The organism is Butyrivibrio sp. XB500-5, from assembly GCF_003625505.1.
GTDB lineage: Bacteria > Bacillota > Clostridia > Lachnospirales > Lachnospiraceae > Butyrivibrio.
Genome location: NZ_RAIS01000008.1, coordinates 126,411 through 146,008, shown reverse-complemented (window position 1 = coordinate 146,008; position 19,598 = coordinate 126,411). Strand labels below are relative to the sequence as shown.

Below are 19,598 nucleotides of genomic sequence, written 5' to 3'. Positions count from 1 at the left end.
AACGGAGGATTGATATGGACGGAAATATTCAATATTTCAATATGGTTGCGACTGTTTCAACCATCATAGCTGTAGTTATGTTTTTGCTTGCCATTCTTATGTGGTTCAAGCTTGGAATGTATCACTACATCATGGTTCTTAGCGGCAGCAGTGCAAGAAAAGGTGCTGAGAAGATCAGACGAGCAGCTCAGGAACAGGGCGCGCAGAGCGGCCATATAGGCAGCGGTAAAGCCGTAGTTACATGGGGCACTTCCGAGAGCCTTTGGAAAAAAGCAGAGAACTTTTTTGAAGGTAAGAACGAGAACTACCTTCTTTATAGTAAAGACCTCAGATACTTGGAGCAGACTATGCCCCTTGAAAGTGCTGAGGAGTATGCTACTAGGGTACTTGAAGAGATCAAGGATCCAGAGCCCGAGCCGGATAACAAGTCCGATTTCATTATCGAGCGTGAGATCATAAGCAAGTATTATAATGGCAAACTTTGATGTCAAAGAAGAACTTAAAAAACTCCCGAACAAGCCCGGGGTCTACATCATGCATGATGCCAACGACACCATCATGTATGTAGGCAAGGCGATAAACCTGCACAATCGTGTCAGGTCTTATTTTCGTTCAAATATAGGTCGCGGACCGCAGATCGACAGGATGGTCAAGCAGATCGCGAGGTTCGAATACATTGTCACGGATTCCGAACTTGAGGCACTTGTGCTCGAGAACAATCTCATCAAGGAGCACTGCCCAAGATACAATACCCTGTTAAAAGACGATAAGACATACCCCTACATTAAAGTCACGGTAGCCGAGGATTATCCGAGAGTTCTTTTCTCCAGACTTATGAAAAAAGACAGATCGAGATACTTCGGCCCTTTCACGAGCGCGGCGGCGGTAAAAGACACTATCGATCTGATAAACAAACTCTACGGGCTCAGGACCTGTAACAGGAATCTTCCGAGAGATATCGGGCTTGAGAGACCGTGTCTTAATTATCATATGAAGCAGTGCTGCGGCCCGTGCACAGGTGAAGTCACCAAAGAGCAGTACAGAGAAAGAGTCGATAAAGCGCTTGAATTCTTGGGCGGCAATTACGGAGTTATTATAAAAGAGCTTGAGCAGAAGATGCAGGATGCGTCGGACGAGCTCGATTTCGAGGCGGCGGCGCGCTACAGAGATCTTCTTGCGAGCGTCAAGGTTGTTGCGCAGAAGCAGAAAATGACAGACTCTTCTATGGAAGATAAAGATATCATCGCGATCGCATCGGACGACAAAGATGCGGTAGTTCAGGTGTTCTTTGTGCGAGACGGAAGACTTATCGGCAGAGAGCATTTCTATATGACACACGTGTCTGAAAATCCGCAGGCCGAGATCCTTCAGGATTTTGTAAAACAATTCTATGCGGGCACTCCGTTTATTCCCAGAACCCTTATGCTTCCGGAGACAATAGAAGACATGGAGATCATTGAAAAATGGCTCTCGACGAGAAAAGGCAGCAGGGTATATATCACCGTCCCTGAAAGAGGTCAGAAGGAAAAGCTCATGGAGCTTGCGGCGCAGAACGCACATCTTGTCTTAAGTAAAGATAAAGAGCGAATCAAGCGCGAAGAAGGAAGGACAATAGGAGCGGTAAAAGAGATTGAAAAGCTCCTTGGTATAAAAGGCCTTAACCGAATGGAAGCCTATGATATCTCGAATATCAGCGGCTTCGCCAATGTTGGTTCAATGGTCGTATACGAAAAAGGTAAACCTAAAAAGAGCGACTACAGAAAGTTTAGGATAAAAACTGTCGCGGGTCCCGATGACTACGCGTGCATGCACGAAGTCCTTACGAGGCGTCTCCTTCACGGAATCGAAGAAAGACAAGAGCTTGAAGTAAGAGATATCGATGCGAAATACGGAAGCTTCACCAAGTTTCCCGATCTTATACTTATGGACGGCGGACGCGGTCAGGTCAACATCTGCCTGCAAGTTCTTGAAGAGCTTGGAATCAAGATCCCCGTATGCGGAATGGTCAAAGACGACAATCACAGAACCAGAGGCTTATATTTTAATAATGTAGAGCTGCCGATAGATACAAGGTCCGAGGGCTTTAAGCTCATCACAAGGATTCAGGATGAGGCGCACAGATTCGCGATAGAATATCATAGATCTCTTCGCAGTAAGTCGCAGGTCAAGAGCTCTCTGGATAACATCCCCGGCATAGGACCGGCAAGAAGAAAAGCGCTGATGAAGCATTTCAGATCGATAGAAGATATCAAGAATGCAACTGTGGAGGAACTCTCTGCGGTTCCAGAGATTCCTGAGAATGTTGCGGCAGACATCTATGGCTTTTTTCACAGCGAAGCAAATTGAAGAAGTATAGTTTCTATGATATTATTTAGCCGTATATAGTTAATGCTTATTGGGAGGTCTTTATGGCAAGCGTTAGTCTTAAAACCATCATCGAGAAAATGAAGCTCGATAATCTGACACCCGAGCTGGACATCAAGAAGATCCGTATCAGCCAGCCTGATATCAACAGACCGGCACTTCAGCTCGCAGGTTACTTTGAACACTTTGAAGCGACCAGACTTCAGGTAATCGGCTTCGTTGAGTATACGTACATGGAGTCTTTTTCCGACGAAGAAAAAGAGAAAATGTATAAGGAGTTCTTATCGTTTGATATTCCGGGAGTTGTCTTCTGCAGAGAGCTCATTCCGGATCCTATATTCATAAAGATCGCATTGCAGGAAAAAGTTCCTGTACTTATGACCAAGAAATCAACTTCCGCATTTATGGCGGAGATCATCAGATGGCTCAATGTTAAGCTTGCGCCCTGCATTTCAATCCACGGCGTTCTTGTCGATGTTTACGGTGTCGGCGTTCTTATTACGGGTGAGAGCGGAATCGGTAAATCAGAGACTGCAATAGAGCTTATCAAGAGAGGACATCGTCTTGTATCCGATGATGTTGTTGAGCTTAGAAGAGTAAGTGAGGAGACGCTTATCGGCTCGGCTCCCGATATAACCAAGCACTTCATCGAGATGAGAGGTGTCGGAATCATCGACGTTAAAACCCTCTACGGTGTATCGAGTGTAAGAGAGACCCAGACGATCGACCTTGTTATCAAGCTTGAGGACTGGGATAAAGATAAAGAGTACGACAGATTAGGTCTTGAAGAAGAGTACACAGAGTACCTCGGAAACAAGATCGTGTGTCATCGCATCCCGATTCGTCCCGGACGAAATCTTGCTGTAATCTGTGAGTCCGCAGCGGTTAATCACAGACAGAAGGCAATGGGCTACAATGCGGCACAGGAGCTCTACAACAGAGTTCAGAATTCGCTTGCAAAGAGAAGATCAGAGGAAGACGACGACTGATCTGAAAGACAGAAATAATCGGAGGCAATATTTCTTTTGACTTCGTTATCATATTTATAGAGGAGAATTATAGAAAATGAGCAGATATGTATTTGGCGTAGATATCGGAGGAACTACGGTTAAGATTGGACTTCTCACTGAGGCAGGCGAGAAGATCGAGGTTTGGGAGATTCCCACAAGGACCGAGAATCACGGAGAGAATATTCTTCCCGATGTTGCGCAGTCCATAAGAGCCAAGATGAACGAAAAGGGCATTGACGATTCTGAAGTTATCGGTGCGGGCGTAGGTGTTCCCGGTGCAGTTAATGTCGACGGAATCTGCCATCAGGCGGTTAACCTTGGCTGGGAAAAGATGAATGTAGTTAACGAGCTTCATTCAAGACTTAAGCTTCCCGTTAAGGCAGGAAACGACGCTAACGTTGCGGCTCTCGGCGAGCAGTGGAAGGGCGGCGGACAGGGTTATCCCAACATGCTCCTTGTAACACTCGGAACCGGAGTTGGCGGCGGTATCATAAATGAAGGCAAGATCCTTACAGGTTCAAGAGGATCGGGCGGAGAGATCGGACACATTCACCTTGTAGATGATGAGCCCGATGCATGCGGATGTGGTAATCACGGCTGCTTTGAGCAGTTTGCGAGCGCAACCGGTGCAGTAAGAATTGCAAAAAGAGTTCTTGCGGAGTACGACGATGACAGCGTTCTTCGCGGCAAGGACTTTGCTTGTAAAGATATTTTCGATGCAGCCAAGAACGGCGATAAGATCGCAAAGATCTGTGCCGACAAGTATGGCTATTATCTCGGAAAAGGTATCGCAGCGGTTGCAACTGTTGTTAACCCTGAGATCATCGTTATCGGCGGCGGTGTTTCCAAGGCCGGCGATATGCTCTTTGATCTTTTGATGCCAAGCTTTAAGAAGTATGTATTCTCAGGCTGCGCAGATGCTAAGTTTGCTCTTGCAAAGCTTGGAAACGATGCGGGAGTATTTGGTGCAGCCAAGATGCTTCTGTATTAATACACATACAAGCTTTGGCTAAACTGTTTTGAACCGAACGTTTATAGAGGTGAAAGTTTTTTTGAATAAAGAAGTAGTTGAGTATATGAGACAGATTGTCTCATCCGAAAATGTAATAGAGAACGAAGATATGAGCAGGCACACAACGTTTAAAACGGGTGGGCCTGCGAGCTTATTTATAAGTCCGGCTGACACCGAGCAGCTTAAAAAGGTTATCGAAGTACTTGATCGTATTTCCGCAGACTTTTTTATCCTCGGAAACGGAAGCAATATTCTTGTGTCGGACAAGGGCTATGACGGAGCGGTTATTTCACTTAGGAAATTTTCCGAGGTTACGCTTAAGGATGACACAACGATCGTGGCGGAAGCCGGAGCACTTAATTCAGCCATAGCTTCTTTTGCCAGAGATAATTCTCTTACGGGCTTTGAATTCGCTGCGGGGATTCCCGGAACAATAGGCGGAGCGATGATCATGAACGCGGGAGCCTATGACGGAGAGATGAAGCTGGTGACCAAAGAGGTTACGGTGCTTTCTCCTTCGGGCGAGATAATGGTGCTTGATAATTCGACCATGGAATTCGGATACAGGACCAGCGCGATAAAGGGACGAGGATATGTTGTTCTTTCGGTCGAGCTTTCATTAACAAAAGGCGATCAGGCGGCAATAAACGAAAAGATGGCCGATCTTGCGGCAAGAAGAAGAGACAAGCAGCCGCTTGAATATCCAAGTGCGGGATCAACATTTAAAAGACCCGAAGGATATTTTGCCGGAAAGCTTATCGAGGATGCGGGGCTTCGCGGATACAGCGTCGGCGGCGCCGCGGTTTCGGATAAGCACTGCGGATTTGTTATCAACAAGGGCGGAGCGACTTCGTCCGATATATATAGACTTATAACTGAAGTAAAAGATAAAGTGCAAAAAGAATCAGGTGTTGAGCTCGAGCCTGAAGTAATAATGCTTGGTGAGTTCTGAGCACTTTGATGTTTTAATAGTTTTTTGTTTGAAGGATATATAAGGAAGGGTAATTTATGAGGTTCGTTATTGTGACCGGAATGAGCGGCGGCGGAAAAGCTACCGCGATACATATGCTTGAGGATGCGGGATTCTACTGTGTTGATAATCTTCCCGTTTCTCTTATTGAGAAGTTTGCGGAGCTTATAACGCTTCCCGAGAATGAGATAGATAAGGCGGTTCTTGGAATTGATGCAAGAGCCGGTGAAAGATTTGACCAGGTTGCGGGAATGATCGATTCCCTTAAGGAAAGGGGAATCCCTGTTGAAGTTCTTTTCATGGACGCTAGCGACCAGGTGCTCATCAAGAGATACAAAGAGACAAGACGTGTTCATCCCATGAATGTCAACGCCACGGGCAATCGTATCGAAGACGGTATTGCCAAGGAGAGAGAGGTTCTGGCAGAGGTCAAGAAGCGCGCGGATTACGTTATAGATTCTTCCCAGCTTCTTACAAGAGAACTCAGGGAAGAGCTTGATAGGATCTTCGTTAAGAACGAAGACTACAATTCTCTTATGGTAACGATCCTTTCATTTGGATTTAAGTACGGTATTCCTTCGGACGCCGATCTTGTTTTTGATGTAAGGTTTTTACCCAATCCCTTCTATATAGATGAGCTCAAACCACAGACGGGAAATGATAAACCCGTTCAGGATTACGTTAAGAGCTTCCCTGCTTGCGGAGAGTTCCTTGATAAGCTGACGGACATGCTTACTTTCCTTATTCCGGGCTATGTTCAGGAAGGAAAGTATCAGCTGGTTGTAGCGATTGGTTGTACCGGAGGCCAGCACAGAAGCGTTACGATAGCCAACGAGCTCTATGACAGACTCAAGGCTTCGGGCGGAAATTTCGGACTTAAGCTGGCACACAGGGATGTCAAGCACGCGAAGTGATCGGACTTACAATTTTTCGATGCTAAGTTTTTGATAGAGAGAAACAAGGTGAGATATGTCTTTTTCATCGGATGTTAAAGAAGAACTTGTAGGGCATTTCGGGAATTCGAGACATTGTCAACTGGCCGAGATAGCGGCGATAATATCCGCCATAGGATACGTGAAAGTGGGCAGCGATGGGCAAAAGAAGCTGTTCCTTCAGGCCGACAATGAACAGATAGTCAGAAAGTTCTTTACATTATTAAGAAAAGCATTTAATATAGGAACTAGCATTTTTGAGAAAGATGCTGATATCAAGGCGAATGGCCGTATTTACAGGCTTGTATCGATTGACGGATCGGTTCTTGAAGCTTGTCTCAAGGCAGTTAAGCTCGTTACTCCCGAGGGAGAGCTTAAGGACTTACAAGATGGTATCAGCCCCATGGTCACCAAGAATTCATGTTGTAAAAGAGCTTTTATCAGAGATTCTTTTCTGTGTCTTGGTTCCATAAGCGATCCCAATAAGGGTTATCATCTTGAGTTTGTCTGTGACCGTGAGATTCAGGCGGTTCAGCTGCAGGAGATGATCGAAAGTTTTGATATCGAGGCCCGCATAGTTAAACGCAAAAAGTATTATGTGCTCTATGTTAAGGAGGGCTCGGGGATAGTTGATCTTCTAAATATCATGGAGGCTCATGTAAGCCTTATGAATCTTGAGAATCTCAGGATAGTCAAGGAGATGAGGAATTCCATTAACAGAAGAGTCAACTGCGAGGTTGCCAATATTACCAAGACGGTTAATGCAGCCACCAAGCAAATAGAGGACATAACGTATATAAGAGACCATTACGGTTTCGACAATCTGCAGGACAGTCTTAGAGAAATGGCAGAGGTAAGGCTTGAGCATCCGGATGCAACACTTCTGGAGCTTGGAGGTTACCTGGAGCCACCTGTAGGAAAATCCGGTGTTAATCATCGTCTTAGAAAGTTAAGTGAGCTCGCTGAAAAGCTGAGATGAGGAGGAAAAATCTATGTTAACAAAATCTGTTGAGATCAAGTTGCCCAGAGGGCTTGAGGCTAGACCCGTTGCTGAACTTGTTCAGCTTGCGAGCAAGTACGAGAGCACAGTGCATATCGAGGCACAGTCCAAGAAAGTAAATGCCAAGAGTATCATGGGAATGATGACACTTAACCTCAATTCGGGTGAGGAAGTTACAGTGATCGCTGAGGGAACAGACGAAGTATCTGCAGTTGCCGATATGGAGAGCTTCCTTCTTGGAAACGGACAGAAATAAAAAAAGACCCTAAAAAGGGAGGATGCCAGGTAAGTTAACTTACCTGGCATATTATGAAAAAGTTTTATTTGGTATTGTCTTAACTCATCTGACAATATTATATTAACAGGCGAGTATGTACAAAAGATGATTTGAGGTAACCATTCTTTTAATTAATTGTAAATAAATTATGAACGCGAGGATTCCTTAGGGAATCTTTTTCTGTTTAGGAGCCCACCGGTGCTGAAGAAGATCTTGTTTTATATTGATAAAAAGAATATGACGGACAATGAAGTCGCAGCAAATATTAATGAGGCGGCTGATTATGTGAAGAGCTGTGGGTTCGAGGTGACTGTAAAGCTTTCTGGCGCTGTAGGTGATGAAAATAAAGCCGGCGTGAAAGCTCAGGATTCATCAGGAAGCGCTTCATTGGAAGAGTCTCTTTTCCTTACGGATTCAAGTCTGGCGGCGAAACTCCTTACGGACGAAGGCGCCTATGTTGTCGGATTATCTCATGAGCTTAATAAGAACGAGGATTTCTCCGGGCTTAAATATGTCTTTACCGACATTCAAGACGTCGACATCGATTCATATATAAAGGCTTATCAGAGATATGCGCATCTTCCGTGGGAGGTTATCAAGACACCAAGACTACTTATAAGAGAGACCACTCTTTCTGATGTCGACAGATTCTACGAGCTATACAAGGATCCCGAGATGACAAAGTATATGGAAGGGCTCTTTGAAAATCCCGAAGATGAGAAGCGCTATCAGAAAGATTATATTGAGAAAGTTTACGGCCTTATGGGCTTTGGAATATGGACCGTAGTAAAAAGAGATGACAACACCGTCATCGGAAGAGCAGGCTATTCCGTAAGAAACGGCTTTGATGATATCGAGCTTGGCTTTCTTATTGGTAAAGATTATCAGGGACAAGGCTACGCCTACGAAGCCTGCGATGCGATCTTGCAATACGGAAAGGAGATCCTTCTTTTTGAAAAAGTCCAGACACTTGTAAAAGAAGAAAACACCGTATCGATTAACCTATGCAAAAAGCTTGGATTTACGGAGCTTGATAACGTAGAAGTTGAAGAGAATATCTACGGCGAAGAGTATAATACCGTGAAAACGGGAGGCGCCAAGCAACCAAACGCCGCAAGAGGCAAGTATGTAAGATTGATGAAACAGCTATAATATCAGATGCCGGAGAACAAGCCAAGAACGCAGTGTTTTTCGGCATCCTTTAATTTAAGGTGGCTTTTTTCCTCTACATCCTTTAATATATATGTGTAACAGAAGGATTATAGTTTGATAGGTACGGAGAGTGAAGCTCTTAATGATGAGTGCCTATGGAGGAGAAATGGACCCAAAAGAATTATTTACTTTGATAGCAGGACTGATAGGTGGTCTTGCGATGTTCCTTTACGGAATGAATGTTATGAGCGGAGGTCTTACCAAGGCCGCCGGAGGAAGGCTTGAAAGTGTACTTGCCAAAGTAACCAAGCATCCTATAATCGCGTATTTATTCGGTGTCGGTGTTACCGCACTGGTTCAATCATCATCCGCATCTACCGTAATGGTAGTCGGTCTCGTTAACTCGGGAATTATGACTCTTAAGCAGGCAGTCAATGTTATCCTTGGTGCTAACCTCGGTACAACATTTACAGCTTGGCTTCTTTCACTTAACGGTATCAGCAGTGAGAATTTCTTTGTAAGCTTACTTAAACCCAAGTCATTTACACCTTTCCTTGCAATGATAGGTATAGCATTATATATGTTCTCCAAGAACGACAAGAAGAAAAACATCGGAACAGTTCTTCTCGGATTTTCAGTTCTTATGTTTGGAATGAGCAACATGTCAGATGCTATGGCTCCGCTTAAGACCAATGAGGAGTTCAAACAGCTACTTACAACCTTCAGCAATCCCATTATCGGCTTCATGGTCGGAATCATTTTCACAATGGTCATCCAGAGTTCGGCCGGTACTATCGGTGTGCTTCAGGCGATCGCGAGGGATGTTCCCGTATTATACAGTGTAGCAATTCCCGTCGTAGTGGGAGCCGAAGTAGGTACATGTATTACAGCCATTCTTTCATCATTCGGTGCCAATAAGAACGGTAAGAGAACAGCTCTCATGCACCTTTACTTCAACCTTATCAAGGCGCTTTCCTTTATGATCATTTTCTACATCGTAAACAGCATTGTTCATTTTTCTTTTATGGGCAACAGGATCGGAATGGCAGGAATCGCCGGAATTCATACGCTTATTAACTTAGTCGCAACACCGCTTATGCTTCCATTTGCGGGATTACTTGTAAATCTTGCGCTTAAGACAATTCCTATAGATGAAAAAGAGAAGAAGGAACAGGAGGAACAGCAGGGAATCCGTACACTCGATCCCCGCTTCCTTTCAAACCCGCCCTTTGCTCTTGAACAGGCAAGACAGGCAGCCATTGATATGGCTAACATGGCAAAAGATTCATTATACAAGGCTGTCGACCTTATTACCGATTTCAAGGAAGAGACAGCGGAAGAGGTTGATTATCTTGAGAGAAAGGTCGATCAGTACGAAGACCAGCTCGGAACTTATCTTATGAAGATAAACAACCATCATCTTTCACCTGAGGACAGCCATACACTTTCAGTGCTTCTGCACTGTATCACAGACTATGAGAGAATAAGTGACCACGCGCTCAACATCATGCAGAAGGCTCGTGGAATGAGCGAGAACAAGAGAAGCTTTACTCCCAAGGCGCAGAGCGAGATGGATATCTTTTCTTCTGCGGTAAAAGAGATCGTGGATATGTCGATCAATGCGCTTAAGACGCAGGATCCTGAAGTTGCCAAGACTATCGAACCTTTGGAAGAAGCTATTGACGGTATTCATAAAGAAGTTAAACGTCGTCACGTAAGACGACTTCGCAAAGGAAAATGTACGATTGAGCAGGGCTTTGATCTTAGCGACATCGGAACCGATTACGAGCGTATCGCCGATCACTGCAGTAACATAGCTGTCGGAATCATTGAAGTTAATGAGGATGCGTACGATGCTCACGGCTATCTCGAAGCACTTAAGGCCGAAAAGAGAGAAGGCTTTGAGCAGGCAGTTGATTTCTATGAGCGCAAGTACGAGCTTCCTTCAGTAAAGTTCTAAGTATAAAACAGAAGTACAAACACATTGTATTTACAAAAATCAGGTAATAACTATGGATTTTCAGTATCTGGAAAAAAGAGAGCAGGGCGAGTTTATTACCCGCTACAATCTGCATTACAAGACAGTAGACAACAAAGACAAGACATACGAGATAATCAGCAGAAATCCCGATCTTAAAGGCTTCGATGACATTCGCAACAAAAAAGTTGATGCGGTAGTGCTCATCATGCACGACGAGACAGGAGAAAAAATACTTATAAATAAAGAGTTCAGAATGGCAGCAGGTGCCTGGGTTTATAATTTTCCCGCGGGGCTTATAGATCCCGGTGAAGTTCCGGAAGAGAGCGCCAGAAGAGAACTCAAGGAAGAGACGGGACTTGATATCATCGCGATAGATGACTGGATCGGAGAGAGTTACAGTGCAGTCGGGTTTTCAAATGAAAAGAATGTGTGCTGCGTCGGAAGAGCTTCCGGCACTTTTGCCAAGAGCAGCTCGACTCTTGAAGAGATTCAGCCCGGATGGTATACCAAAGAAGAAGTAAGAGATTTATTGAAAAAAGAGCCTTTTGCCGCAAGGACACAGGCTTATTGCTACGCATGGTCACATAAGTAAATTGCGGTCGCCGTTGATGCGCAAGGTACGCAAGGTTTATTATTTGCATTTTCGGTATTGATATGAGTGAAAAGAAAGATCAGAAAAACAAAGGAATATATCAGGCTCCAAAGAATAAAGAAGAGCTGAAAAAAGGCATAGAAGGCCTTAAGATATGTGAGGATTGCGGAGGACTTTGCACAGAGAGTGTGCCCATCATGGAAGGACTTCCCGTCAATGCTCAGGTCAGTCTTATGGAGCATTCCGTTCATGAAACGCTCAAAAAGAACAGTTATCTTTTCCGAGAAGGTGAGCCTGTTGACTCCATATGTATAATCAGGAAGGGAAGAGTTAAGCTTTGCAGATATGATTCCCTTGGAAGAGAGCAGATCATCACTATTCTCGCCGATCACGATATCATCTGGGAAGGAATGTTCCTGGATGGCAGTATTTATCCGTATTCAGCGGTATGTCTTACCAATGCATCCATCTGCACGATTCACAGAGACGATTTCATCAAGGTAGTCGACAATCCGACAGCTGCCATGAATATTATTATTCTTTTGAGTAAAAAGCTTCATGACGCCAACGAGCGTAACATGCTGCTTTCAACCAAAGATCCCATGGCAAGACTGGCAGGCTTTTTAATGTACAGAGTTGACAGAAGCGTAGAAGATGATATAGTTTTAAAGCTCGATGATATAGCTGCGAGTGTCAACTTAAGGACGGAGACTGTCAGCAGGAAGCTGCGCGAGATGGAAAAAGAGGGCCTGATCCAAAGAATCGGTCATGCAAGGATCAAAGTTCTTGACAGAGACGCCCTCAGAGATATTTATATTTACCAGTAATTTAGGAGTTTTTATGATTAAAGGTGCAATTCATTCAATAGAGACCTTCGGTTCCGTTGACGGACCCGGAATCAGATTTATAGTTTTTTTAAAGGGATGCAATCTCAGATGTAAGTATTGTCACAATGCAGATACATGGGATCCGAAATCCGAGGATATGAGAACGCCCGATGAGCTTCTCGATTTCGCGGAGAGATACAGAAGCTACTGGGGCGAAGAAGGCGGAATCACGGTAAGCGGAGGCGAGCCGCTTCTTCAGATAGATTTCCTTATCGAGCTTTTTACCAAGGCCAAAGAGCGCGGAATAAATACTTGCATAGACACGGCGCTTCAGCCTTTTACAAGAGAAGAACCTTTCTTTTCCAAGTTTAATAAGCTTGTGGAAGTAACGGATCTTATGCTTGTTGATATCAAGCACATAGATAATGAGGAACACAAGAAGCTCACGGGACTTCCCAATGAGAATATTCTCGACGGAATGCGGTATTTGTCGGAAATCGGACAGCCGATCTGGATAAGACACGTACTTGTTCCCGATATCACGGACGTCGACGAATACCTCATAAAGACCAGAGCATTTATTGAGAATCTTTCTAACGTTAAAAAGATAGAAGTTCTTCCCTACCATTCTCTGGGGCAGCATAAATTCGAGGCTCTCGGAATACCGTACCAGTTAGAAGGCGTAAAATCGCCGTCTAAAGAGCGTGTGGAGAACGCAACCCAGATTTTACGCGGGTTAAAGTGATCGATATATCGAAAAAGACAGCAAAAAAGCGCTGTCTTTTTTTTAACAATATTTTTCAAAACTTGATTCTAATCAATGTTTGGCAAAATCCTTAATGGTAATATAATTCTCGGTCAGTATAAGTGATAATTATTTAACAATACTGCTTTGAAAGGAGTTTATGATATGAACGAAGCATGGAGAGGTTTTAAAGGAACCCACTGGCTGGATGATGTTAACGTAAGAGATTTCATCCAGAACAACTATACACCTTATGATGGAGACGAGAGCTTTTTAGCAGCACCCACAGATGCAACAGATAAGCTTTGGGGCAAGCTTCAGGAGCTTCAGAAGCAGGAGCGTGAAAAGGGCGGCGTTCTTGAGTGTGAGACAGAGGTTGTTTCAAGTCTTACAGCATACGGCCCCGGATATATCGATGAGTCTATGAAGGATCTTGAGAAGGTAGTTGGTCTTCAGACAGATAAGCCTCTTAAGAGAGCATTCATGCCTTTCGGTGGAATCAAGATGGCTGAGGAAGCTGCTGAGACATACGGCTACAAGGTTAACGAGAAGTTCCACAAGATCTTCACAGAGTATCACAAGACTCACAACCAGGCAGTATTTGATGCATATACACCTGAGATGAGAGCAGCAAGACACAGCCACATCGTAACAGGTCTTCCTGATACATACGGCCGTGGACGTATCGTAGGCGACTACAGAAGAGTAGCTCTTTACGGTATCGACTACCTCATCGAGAAGAAGATGGAAGATTACAACAACTGCGGTGACGGAACAATGCTTGATCACATCATCCGTCAGAGAGAAGAGATCTCAGAGCAGGTTAGAGCACTTAAGGGAATGAAGGAGATGGCTAAGGTTTACGGCTATGACATCTCAGCTCCCGCTAAGAATGCTAAAGAGGCTGTTCAGTGGCTCTACTTTGGTTACCTTGCAGCTATCAAGACTCAGAACGGTGCTGCTATGTCAGTAGGACGTGTATCAACATTCCTTGACATCTACATCGAGAGAGATATTAAAGAGGGAACACTTACAGAGAGCGAGGCTCAGGAGCTCATCGACCACATGACAATGAAGTTCAGAATGGTTAAGTTCGCTCGTATCCCTTCATACAACAACCTTTTCTCAGGCGATCCCGTTTGGGCAACACTTGAGGTTGGTGGACTTGGTATGGACGGTCGTCACATGGTTACAAAGAACGACTTCCGTTTCCTCCACACACTTGAGAACATGGGACCTTCACCCGAGCCTAACCTTACAGTACTTTACACATCAAAGCTTCCTGAAACATTCAAGAAGTATGCTGCTAAGATCTCAGTTACAACATCTTCAATCCAGTATGAGAACGACGATGTTATGCGTCCTATCTGGGGCGATGATTACAGCATCTGCTGCTGCGTATCAGCTACACAGACAGGTAAAGAGATGCAGTTCTTCGGAGCAAGAGCTAACCTTGCTAAGTGCCTTCTTTACGCTATCAACGGTGGTAAGGATGAGAAGTTCCTTACAAAGGACGGCAAGCACATGCAGATCGGACCTGAAATGGCTCCTATCACAGGCGACGTTCTTGAGTATGACGAAGTTATGCGTAAGTATGACATCATGATGGATTGGCTTGCAGGACTCTATGTAAACATCCTCAACCTTATCCAGTACATGCACGACAAGTACTACTACGAAGCAGCTGAGATGGCTCTTATCGATACAAACGTAAGACGTACATTCGCTACAGGTATCGCAGGATTCTCACACGTTGTTGATTCACTTTCAGCTATCAAGTACGCTAAGGTTTCAACTGTTCGTGACGAATCTGGTCTTGTTATCGATTACAAGATCGAGGGTGACTTCCCCAGATACGGTAACGACGATGAGAGAGCAGACGAGATCGCTGTATGGCTCCTTAAGACATTCATGAAGAAGATCGAGAAGCACCACACATATCGTGATTCTGAGCCTACAACATCTATCCTTACTATCACATCTAACGTTGTTTACGGTAAGGCTACAGGTGCTACACCTGACGGAAGACCTGCATTCGCTTCATTCGCACCCGGAGCATCACCTTCATACGGTGCAGAGAAGGCCGGACTTCTTGCTTCACTTAACTCTGTTGCTAAGATTCCTTACGAGTACGCTCTTGACGGAATTTCTAACACACAGACAATGAACCCCAACGCTCTTGGTCATGACGACGAGGAGAGATCAAACAAGCTTGTTAACGTTCTTGATGGTTACTTCAACCAGGGTGCTCATCACCTCAACGTTAACGTATTTGGTAAGGAGAAGCTCATCGATGCTATGGAGCATCCTGAGAAGCCTGAGTATGCTAACTTCACTATCCGTGTATCAGGATATGCTGTTAAGTTCATCAACCTTACAAAGGAGCAGCAGCTTGACGTTATCGCTCGTACATGCCACGAGGCACTTTGATAACATAAACAAGTTTCATTGCAATACGTTGTTTTATAATAAGAAGAACGACTCGATTTTTCGGGTCGTTCTTTTTATGTCATACGCTTCATGATTTTAGATAAAAATAATAATTTAAACTATTTTATTTTGCACAAAACAATGATAGAGTGAAGATATGTGAAAGCCTTAAAAATACAGCTTTTACCCAGATTATCATATGAGGCGTATTATGAATAAAAGATATGTCACCGACATGACAGAAGGCAATGAACTTCTGCTTCTTATTAAGTTCACTATCCCAATGCTCTTTGGAAATCTCTTCCAACAGTTTTACAATATGGCGGATACCATTATCGTGGGACATTACGGCGGTAAATACGGAATGCCCGCTATCGGTGCGGTCGGAAGTGTCAACTTTCTCTTTTTCTCACTTTGTATGGGAATGGGAGCCGGAGTCGGCATCATGATCTCGCAGCATTTTGGCGCGGGTAAGGATGATTACGTTAAGAAGATAGTCGGTAACTCAATATATATTACACTTGTAGCAGGTCTGCTTATGAGTATCATCAGTGTGACCCTCGCAGAGCCTATACTTAATATAATGAAGATACCGGATGAGTGTATGCCCGACGCGCTTACATATATGAGAGTTGTCTGCGGAGCAACAATCCTTGTTGCGGGTTATAACATGATCTCTTCTATATTAAGAGCGCTCGGAGATTCAAGGACCCCTCTTATCTTCCTGGTGGTTGCATGCCTTATAAACATTGTCCTTGACCTTATAACCGTTAAATGGCTCGGAATGGGCGTCTTGGGAGCTGCGCTTGCAACGGTTATCTCTCAGACAATTGCCATGATCGGATCGATAGTTGTGGGAATCAGGATCAATCCATATCTTCAGATAGAAAAAAGACATCGCGAGGTTGATACCGATATCATAGACAACGCGATAAGGCTCGGCGTTCCGCTTGCGCTTCAGAACGCGCTTATAGCCTTTTCTTGTGTGGCACTTCAAACTGTAGTAAACGGCTTTAAGAGTGACGTTATGACAGCTTATACGGCAACAGGAAGGATCGAGCAGCTTGTTCAGCAGCCTCTCGGATCGCTTGGTACAGCCGTATCAACATTTACGGGACAGAATACCGGCGCCAAAAAGCTTAACAGGGTAAAGAGCGGATGCATAAAGAGTGTTGCTCTTATTGCGGCATTCAGTGTTCTTATGGTTATAGTTATGTTTACGCAAGGAGAGAATATAATAAGATTATTTACGCCCAATGAAAACGCCATCAAGATTGGCGCTAAGGGACTTAAGATAACAAGCATGTTCTATTTCTTCTTGGGACTTATATATGTATTCAGAGGAACGCTCAACGGCGTCGGAGATGCTGCGTTTGCCCTTATAAACGGAATATTGGAAGTAGTCGGAAGACTAGGCTTTGCAGCGATATTGGTATCCATATCCGGTATTGGAATGTGGGGCTGCTGGTATACCAACGGACTTACATGGGCCATAACCGGAATAGGATGTGTGCTTAGATATATGAAAGGAAGCTGGAGAAAAAGAATCTTCAACGAAGTTCTCTGAGCTTTTTGCCGTTGATCTTGCCATCGGCGATCATGTTAGCCATCCAGATCTTTAATGATTCAACCGTCATATCGATATTATCAAGCTGTTTTTGTATCTCAACAAAATCTTTCAGCTCATCGTCAGAAATAACGCCATCGGCGGTAATCTCGATGAGCTTTGTTTTTTGACTGTCGAGAGAATTAAGTGCCGAGAGCATACCAAGTACGATCTCCGATAAAGAAGAAACCTTAACTTCCGGAACTGTATCTTTTCCTATACGGCACTCGTGCGTGCAGTAGTAGTTGCACAGTTCGGGACGCTTATAGGCATTGGCCATATCAACGACATCCTCGGGATGAACAAGAGTCTTTTCCGTCTCAAGCTTCTCAAGTCGGCTCTCGCTGATGGTTCCTATAAGCTCACTTGCCTGAGCTCTTGTAAGACCCAGAGCCTCTCTGCTTTCAAAGTATATATTCTTATTTTCTCTGACGGATTTCTTGCCCATGATAATCTCCTGAAATATTCATCTGTTAGATAGTGTCTCCGTTATTATACAGCAGTGTTGGTGCGAAGGAACAGTGACTTCGAAAATAAATTGAAAAAAATTTTAAAAACATGCTTGACAATGATTGTATACCGAAGTACAATCGTTATCAATAAGGCAAGGGCGTCTTAGAGAATACTCTCTAAGGCGCTTTCTGTGTTTTTGGATGCTAATCCGCGGAAGTATACTTTTAATTGTATACAAGTATTCATACATGAGGAAACTTGTCCTATACAAAAAACGGTCTATGACCGGCAATAATATTAAATATGTAAGGACGGCACAATGGGGTGTCATGCTGATGTTAATATGCAGCAATCCCGTTGTGTCGTTCTTTTATCTTAGAGGAATCATGAAAATAAGAGATTTCTCGATGATCAGATTGGAGGAGAAAGTATGAGCGAAGAAATCTTAAGTGCGGTTAACGGCCAGGTCTTCAGTGTCTGGTTCCTGATCGGCGCAGCATTGGTATTCTGGATGCAAGCCGGTTTTGCTATGTGTGAGGCAGGCTTCACAAGAGCCAAGAACACCGGAAATATCATAATGAAGAACCTTATGGATTTCTGTATTGGTACTGTAGTGTTCATCTTGATCGGTTTCGGATTATTACTTGGTGAAGATATTTTAGGAATTATCGGAAGACCCGGTTTTGACATCTTCACAAGTTATGCAAACTTTGATTGGTCCAACTTTGTATTCAACCTTGTGTTCTGTGCAACAACAGCAACAATCGTTTCAGGATCAATGGCTGAGAGAACAAAGTTCTTATCATATTGTGTGTACTCGGCAGTTATTTCAGCAGTGATCTACCCCATCGAAGCACATTGGGTATGGGGCGGCGGATTCCTGGCACAGATGGGATTCCACGATTTTGCTGGTTCAACATGTATCCACATGGTTGGTGGTATCTCAGCTCTCGTCGGAGCAGCTATTCTCGGACCCCGTATCGGTAAGTTCGAAAGAAATAAGGAAGGCAAAGTTACCAAGGTAAATGCTTTCCCCGGACACAACCTTGTGGCAGCTTCACTCGGTGTATTCATCCTTTGGCTTGGATGGTACGGATTCAACGGTGCAGCTTGTACTTCAGTAGAGCAGCTCGGATCCGTATTCGTAACAACAACAATCGCACCTGCACTTGCAACTGTAACATGTATGATCTTCACATGGCTTAGATATGGTAAGCCCGATGTTTCAATGTGTCTCAACGCATCACTTGCAGGTCTTGTAGCTATCACAGCTCCCTGTGATGTAACAGATGCTTTCGGAGCAATCGTGATCGGTATCGTAGCTGGTCTCCTTGTTTGCCTCGGTGTTTGGTTCCTTGATTACAAGCTTCACGTTGACGATCCCGTTGGTGCCGTTGCGGTTCACTGCTTGAACGGTATCTGGGGAACAATTGCAGTTGGTCTTTTCGCAACAAACACAGCGCCCGGTTATTCAATCGCTGATGCACAGGGCAACGAGCTCGTAGGTCTTTTCTACGGCGGCGGTTTCAAGCTTCTTGGTCTTCAGATTACAGGATTCTTAGCCGTAGCAGCTTGGACAGTAGTTACTATTACAATCACATTCTTCGCTATTAAGAAGATACTTGGACTTAGAGTTACAGAAGAGGAAGAGATCCTCGGACTTGATTCAACAGAACACGGACTTGCTTCTGCATATTCAGGATTCGCTATCATGGATGTCTCAAACACCCTCAACATGGATGTCAACGACAACACAGATCTTGGTCAGAGCGAATATGTATATGCTTCACAGGTTCAGAAAGATGCAGCGGTTCCCGTTGTCACAGGTCCTGTTCATACACAGTCCGCTATACATAAAGTAGTAATCATCGCAAAGCTCTCTCGTTACGACAAGCTTCGTAAGGCAATGAACGATCTCGGTGTAACCGGCATGACGGTAACTCAGGTAATGGGCTGCGGAGTTCAGAAGGGTTCCGGCGACATGTACCGTGGAGTTGAGATGGATGCAACACTTCTTCCCAAGGTCAAGGTTGAGGTTGTTGTAAGCAAGATTCCTGTAGAAGCAGTTATAGAAGCAGCTAAGAAGACATTGTACACCGGCCACATCGGCGACGGTAAGATCTTCGTTTACAGCGTAGACAAGGTAGTAAAGATCAGAACAGGTGAGGAAGATCTTGAAGCTCTTGCAGACGTTGAATAATTGTGATCACTTGGCGAGGCCCTTTCGAGCCCGGTGCGAACGCCTTA

The 19,598-nt window shown here is 44.3% G+C and carries 17 protein-coding genes; 16 read left to right on the top strand and 1 reads right to left on the bottom strand.

Going from position 1 to position 19,598, the window contains the following annotated elements; genetic code table 11:
* The first annotated feature begins 14 nt into the window (after positions 1 to 14).
* The 15 genes from D6856_RS13875 to D6856_RS13805 all read left to right on the top strand — a co-directional run bounded on the left by D6856_RS13875 (position 15) and on the right by D6856_RS13805 (position 16,859).
* Positions 15 to 485: a hypothetical protein gene (locus D6856_RS13875; protein ID WP_092246519.1), complete on the top strand. Its 471-nt coding sequence runs from the start codon at positions 15 to 17 to the stop codon at positions 483 to 485.
* A complete protein-coding gene (uvrC, locus tag D6856_RS13870; RefSeq protein WP_120687382.1) occupies positions 472 to 2,346 on the top strand; it encodes an excinuclease ABC subunit UvrC in 1,875 nt (624 codons plus the stop codon). The genes D6856_RS13875 and uvrC overlap by 14 nt, the downstream gene beginning before the upstream one ends.
* A gap of 62 nt (positions 2,347 to 2,408) precedes the next feature.
* The gene (gene hprK / locus D6856_RS13865) at positions 2,409 to 3,353 is read left to right on the top strand and encodes an HPr(Ser) kinase/phosphatase (RefSeq protein WP_120657949.1); all 945 of its coding nucleotides are present in this window, start codon (positions 2,409 to 2,411) and stop codon (positions 3,351 to 3,353) included.
* A 76-nt stretch (positions 3,354 to 3,429) separates the two neighbouring features.
* Positions 3,430 to 4,365, top strand: a complete 936-nt coding sequence (locus D6856_RS13860; RefSeq protein WP_120657950.1) for an ROK family glucokinase — start codon at positions 3,430 to 3,432, stop codon at positions 4,363 to 4,365.
* A gap of 61 nt (positions 4,366 to 4,426) precedes the next feature.
* On the top strand, positions 4,427 to 5,338 hold the full coding sequence (murB, locus tag D6856_RS13855) for a UDP-N-acetylmuramate dehydrogenase (RefSeq protein WP_243114097.1): 912 nt from the start codon (positions 4,427 to 4,429) through the stop codon (positions 5,336 to 5,338).
* Between the two features lie 56 nt (positions 5,339 to 5,394).
* On the top strand, positions 5,395 to 6,270 hold the full coding sequence (rapZ, locus tag D6856_RS13850; RefSeq protein ID WP_092246507.1) for an RNase adapter RapZ: 876 nt from the start codon (positions 5,395 to 5,397) through the stop codon (positions 6,268 to 6,270).
* Positions 6,271 to 6,325: 55 nt separating this feature from the next.
* On the top strand, positions 6,326 to 7,267 hold the full coding sequence (gene whiA, locus D6856_RS13845; RefSeq protein ID WP_120687381.1) for a DNA-binding protein WhiA: 942 nt from the start codon (positions 6,326 to 6,328) through the stop codon (positions 7,265 to 7,267).
* Between the two features lie 13 nt (positions 7,268 to 7,280).
* Complete coding sequence (locus D6856_RS13840; protein ID WP_120657952.1) at positions 7,281 to 7,544, top strand: HPr family phosphocarrier protein; 264 nt, start codon at positions 7,281 to 7,283, stop codon at positions 7,542 to 7,544.
* Positions 7,545 to 7,763: 219 nt separating this feature from the next.
* Positions 7,764 to 8,717 carry a GNAT family N-acetyltransferase gene (locus tag D6856_RS13835; protein ID WP_120687380.1) on the top strand — a complete coding sequence of 318 codons (954 nt, stop codon included), beginning with the start codon at positions 7,764 to 7,766 and terminating at the stop codon, positions 8,715 to 8,717.
* A gap of 166 nt (positions 8,718 to 8,883) precedes the next feature.
* The gene (locus D6856_RS13830) at positions 8,884 to 10,677 is read left to right on the top strand and encodes a Na/Pi cotransporter family protein (protein WP_120687379.1); all 1,794 of its coding nucleotides are present in this window, start codon (positions 8,884 to 8,886) and stop codon (positions 10,675 to 10,677) included.
* Between the two features lie 52 nt (positions 10,678 to 10,729).
* Positions 10,730 to 11,290, top strand: coding sequence for an NUDIX hydrolase (locus tag D6856_RS13825; RefSeq protein ID WP_120687378.1), 561 nt, complete (start codon positions 10,730 to 10,732; stop codon positions 11,288 to 11,290).
* 62 nt (positions 11,291 to 11,352) lie between these two features.
* Complete coding sequence (locus D6856_RS13820; RefSeq protein ID WP_120687377.1) at positions 11,353 to 12,117, top strand: Crp/Fnr family transcriptional regulator; 765 nt, start codon at positions 11,353 to 11,355, stop codon at positions 12,115 to 12,117.
* Between the two features lie 13 nt (positions 12,118 to 12,130).
* Complete coding sequence (gene pflA, locus D6856_RS13815; protein WP_120687376.1) at positions 12,131 to 12,862, top strand: pyruvate formate-lyase-activating protein; 732 nt, start codon at positions 12,131 to 12,133, stop codon at positions 12,860 to 12,862.
* A 165-nt stretch (positions 12,863 to 13,027) separates the two neighbouring features.
* Positions 13,028 to 15,292 carry a formate C-acetyltransferase gene (pflB, locus tag D6856_RS13810; RefSeq protein ID WP_120687375.1) on the top strand — a complete coding sequence of 755 codons (2,265 nt, stop codon included), beginning with the start codon at positions 13,028 to 13,030 and terminating at the stop codon, positions 15,290 to 15,292.
* A gap of 211 nt (positions 15,293 to 15,503) precedes the next feature.
* On the top strand, positions 15,504 to 16,859 hold the full coding sequence (locus tag D6856_RS13805; RefSeq protein ID WP_120687374.1) for an MATE family efflux transporter: 1,356 nt from the start codon (positions 15,504 to 15,506) through the stop codon (positions 16,857 to 16,859).
* Here D6856_RS13805 and D6856_RS13800 read toward each other — a convergent pair.
* Entirely contained in the window at positions 16,843 to 17,346 is a 504-nt protein-coding gene (locus tag D6856_RS13800) for a helix-turn-helix domain-containing protein (RefSeq protein ID WP_120687373.1), read from the bottom strand. The two genes, D6856_RS13805 and D6856_RS13800, sit on opposite strands and share 17 nt — an antisense overlap.
* Before the next feature lie 435 nt (positions 17,347 to 17,781).
* Here D6856_RS13800 and D6856_RS13795 point away from each other — a divergent pair, with 435 nt between their 5' ends.
* Positions 17,782 to 19,551: an ammonium transporter gene (locus D6856_RS13795; protein ID WP_120687372.1), complete on the top strand. Its 1,770-nt coding sequence runs from the start codon at positions 17,782 to 17,784 to the stop codon at positions 19,549 to 19,551.
* The last annotated feature ends 47 nt before the right edge of the window (positions 19,552 to 19,598 follow it).

Coding starts and splice junctions, on each gene's coding strand:
- D6856_RS13875 (WP_092246519.1), top strand. CDS start 15: ATGGACGGAAATATTCAATATTTCAATATGGTTGCGACTGTTTCAACC.
- whiA (WP_120687381.1), top strand. CDS start 6,326: ATGTCTTTTTCATCGGATGTTAAAGAAGAACTTGTAGGGCATTTCGGG.
- hprK (WP_120657949.1), top strand. CDS start 2,409: ATGGCAAGCGTTAGTCTTAAAACCATCATCGAGAAAATGAAGCTCGAT.
- D6856_RS13805 (WP_120687374.1), top strand. CDS start 15,504: ATGAATAAAAGATATGTCACCGACATGACAGAAGGCAATGAACTTCTG.
- D6856_RS13820 (WP_120687377.1), top strand. CDS start 11,353: ATGAGTGAAAAGAAAGATCAGAAAAACAAAGGAATATATCAGGCTCCA.
- uvrC (WP_120687382.1), top strand. CDS start 472: ATGGCAAACTTTGATGTCAAAGAAGAACTTAAAAAACTCCCGAACAAG.
- rapZ (WP_092246507.1), top strand. CDS start 5,395: ATGAGGTTCGTTATTGTGACCGGAATGAGCGGCGGCGGAAAAGCTACC.
- D6856_RS13860 (WP_120657950.1), top strand. CDS start 3,430: ATGAGCAGATATGTATTTGGCGTAGATATCGGAGGAACTACGGTTAAG.
- D6856_RS13830 (WP_120687379.1), top strand. CDS start 8,884: ATGGACCCAAAAGAATTATTTACTTTGATAGCAGGACTGATAGGTGGT.
- D6856_RS13825 (WP_120687378.1), top strand. CDS start 10,730: ATGGATTTTCAGTATCTGGAAAAAAGAGAGCAGGGCGAGTTTATTACC.
- pflA (WP_120687376.1), top strand. CDS start 12,131: ATGATTAAAGGTGCAATTCATTCAATAGAGACCTTCGGTTCCGTTGAC.
- D6856_RS13840 (WP_120657952.1), top strand. CDS start 7,281: ATGTTAACAAAATCTGTTGAGATCAAGTTGCCCAGAGGGCTTGAGGCT.
- pflB (WP_120687375.1), top strand. CDS start 13,028: ATGAACGAAGCATGGAGAGGTTTTAAAGGAACCCACTGGCTGGATGAT.
- D6856_RS13800 (WP_120687373.1), bottom strand. CDS start 17,346: ATGGGCAAGAAATCCGTCAGAGAAAATAAGAATATATACTTTGAAAGC.
- D6856_RS13795 (WP_120687372.1), top strand. CDS start 17,782: ATGAGCGAAGAAATCTTAAGTGCGGTTAACGGCCAGGTCTTCAGTGTC.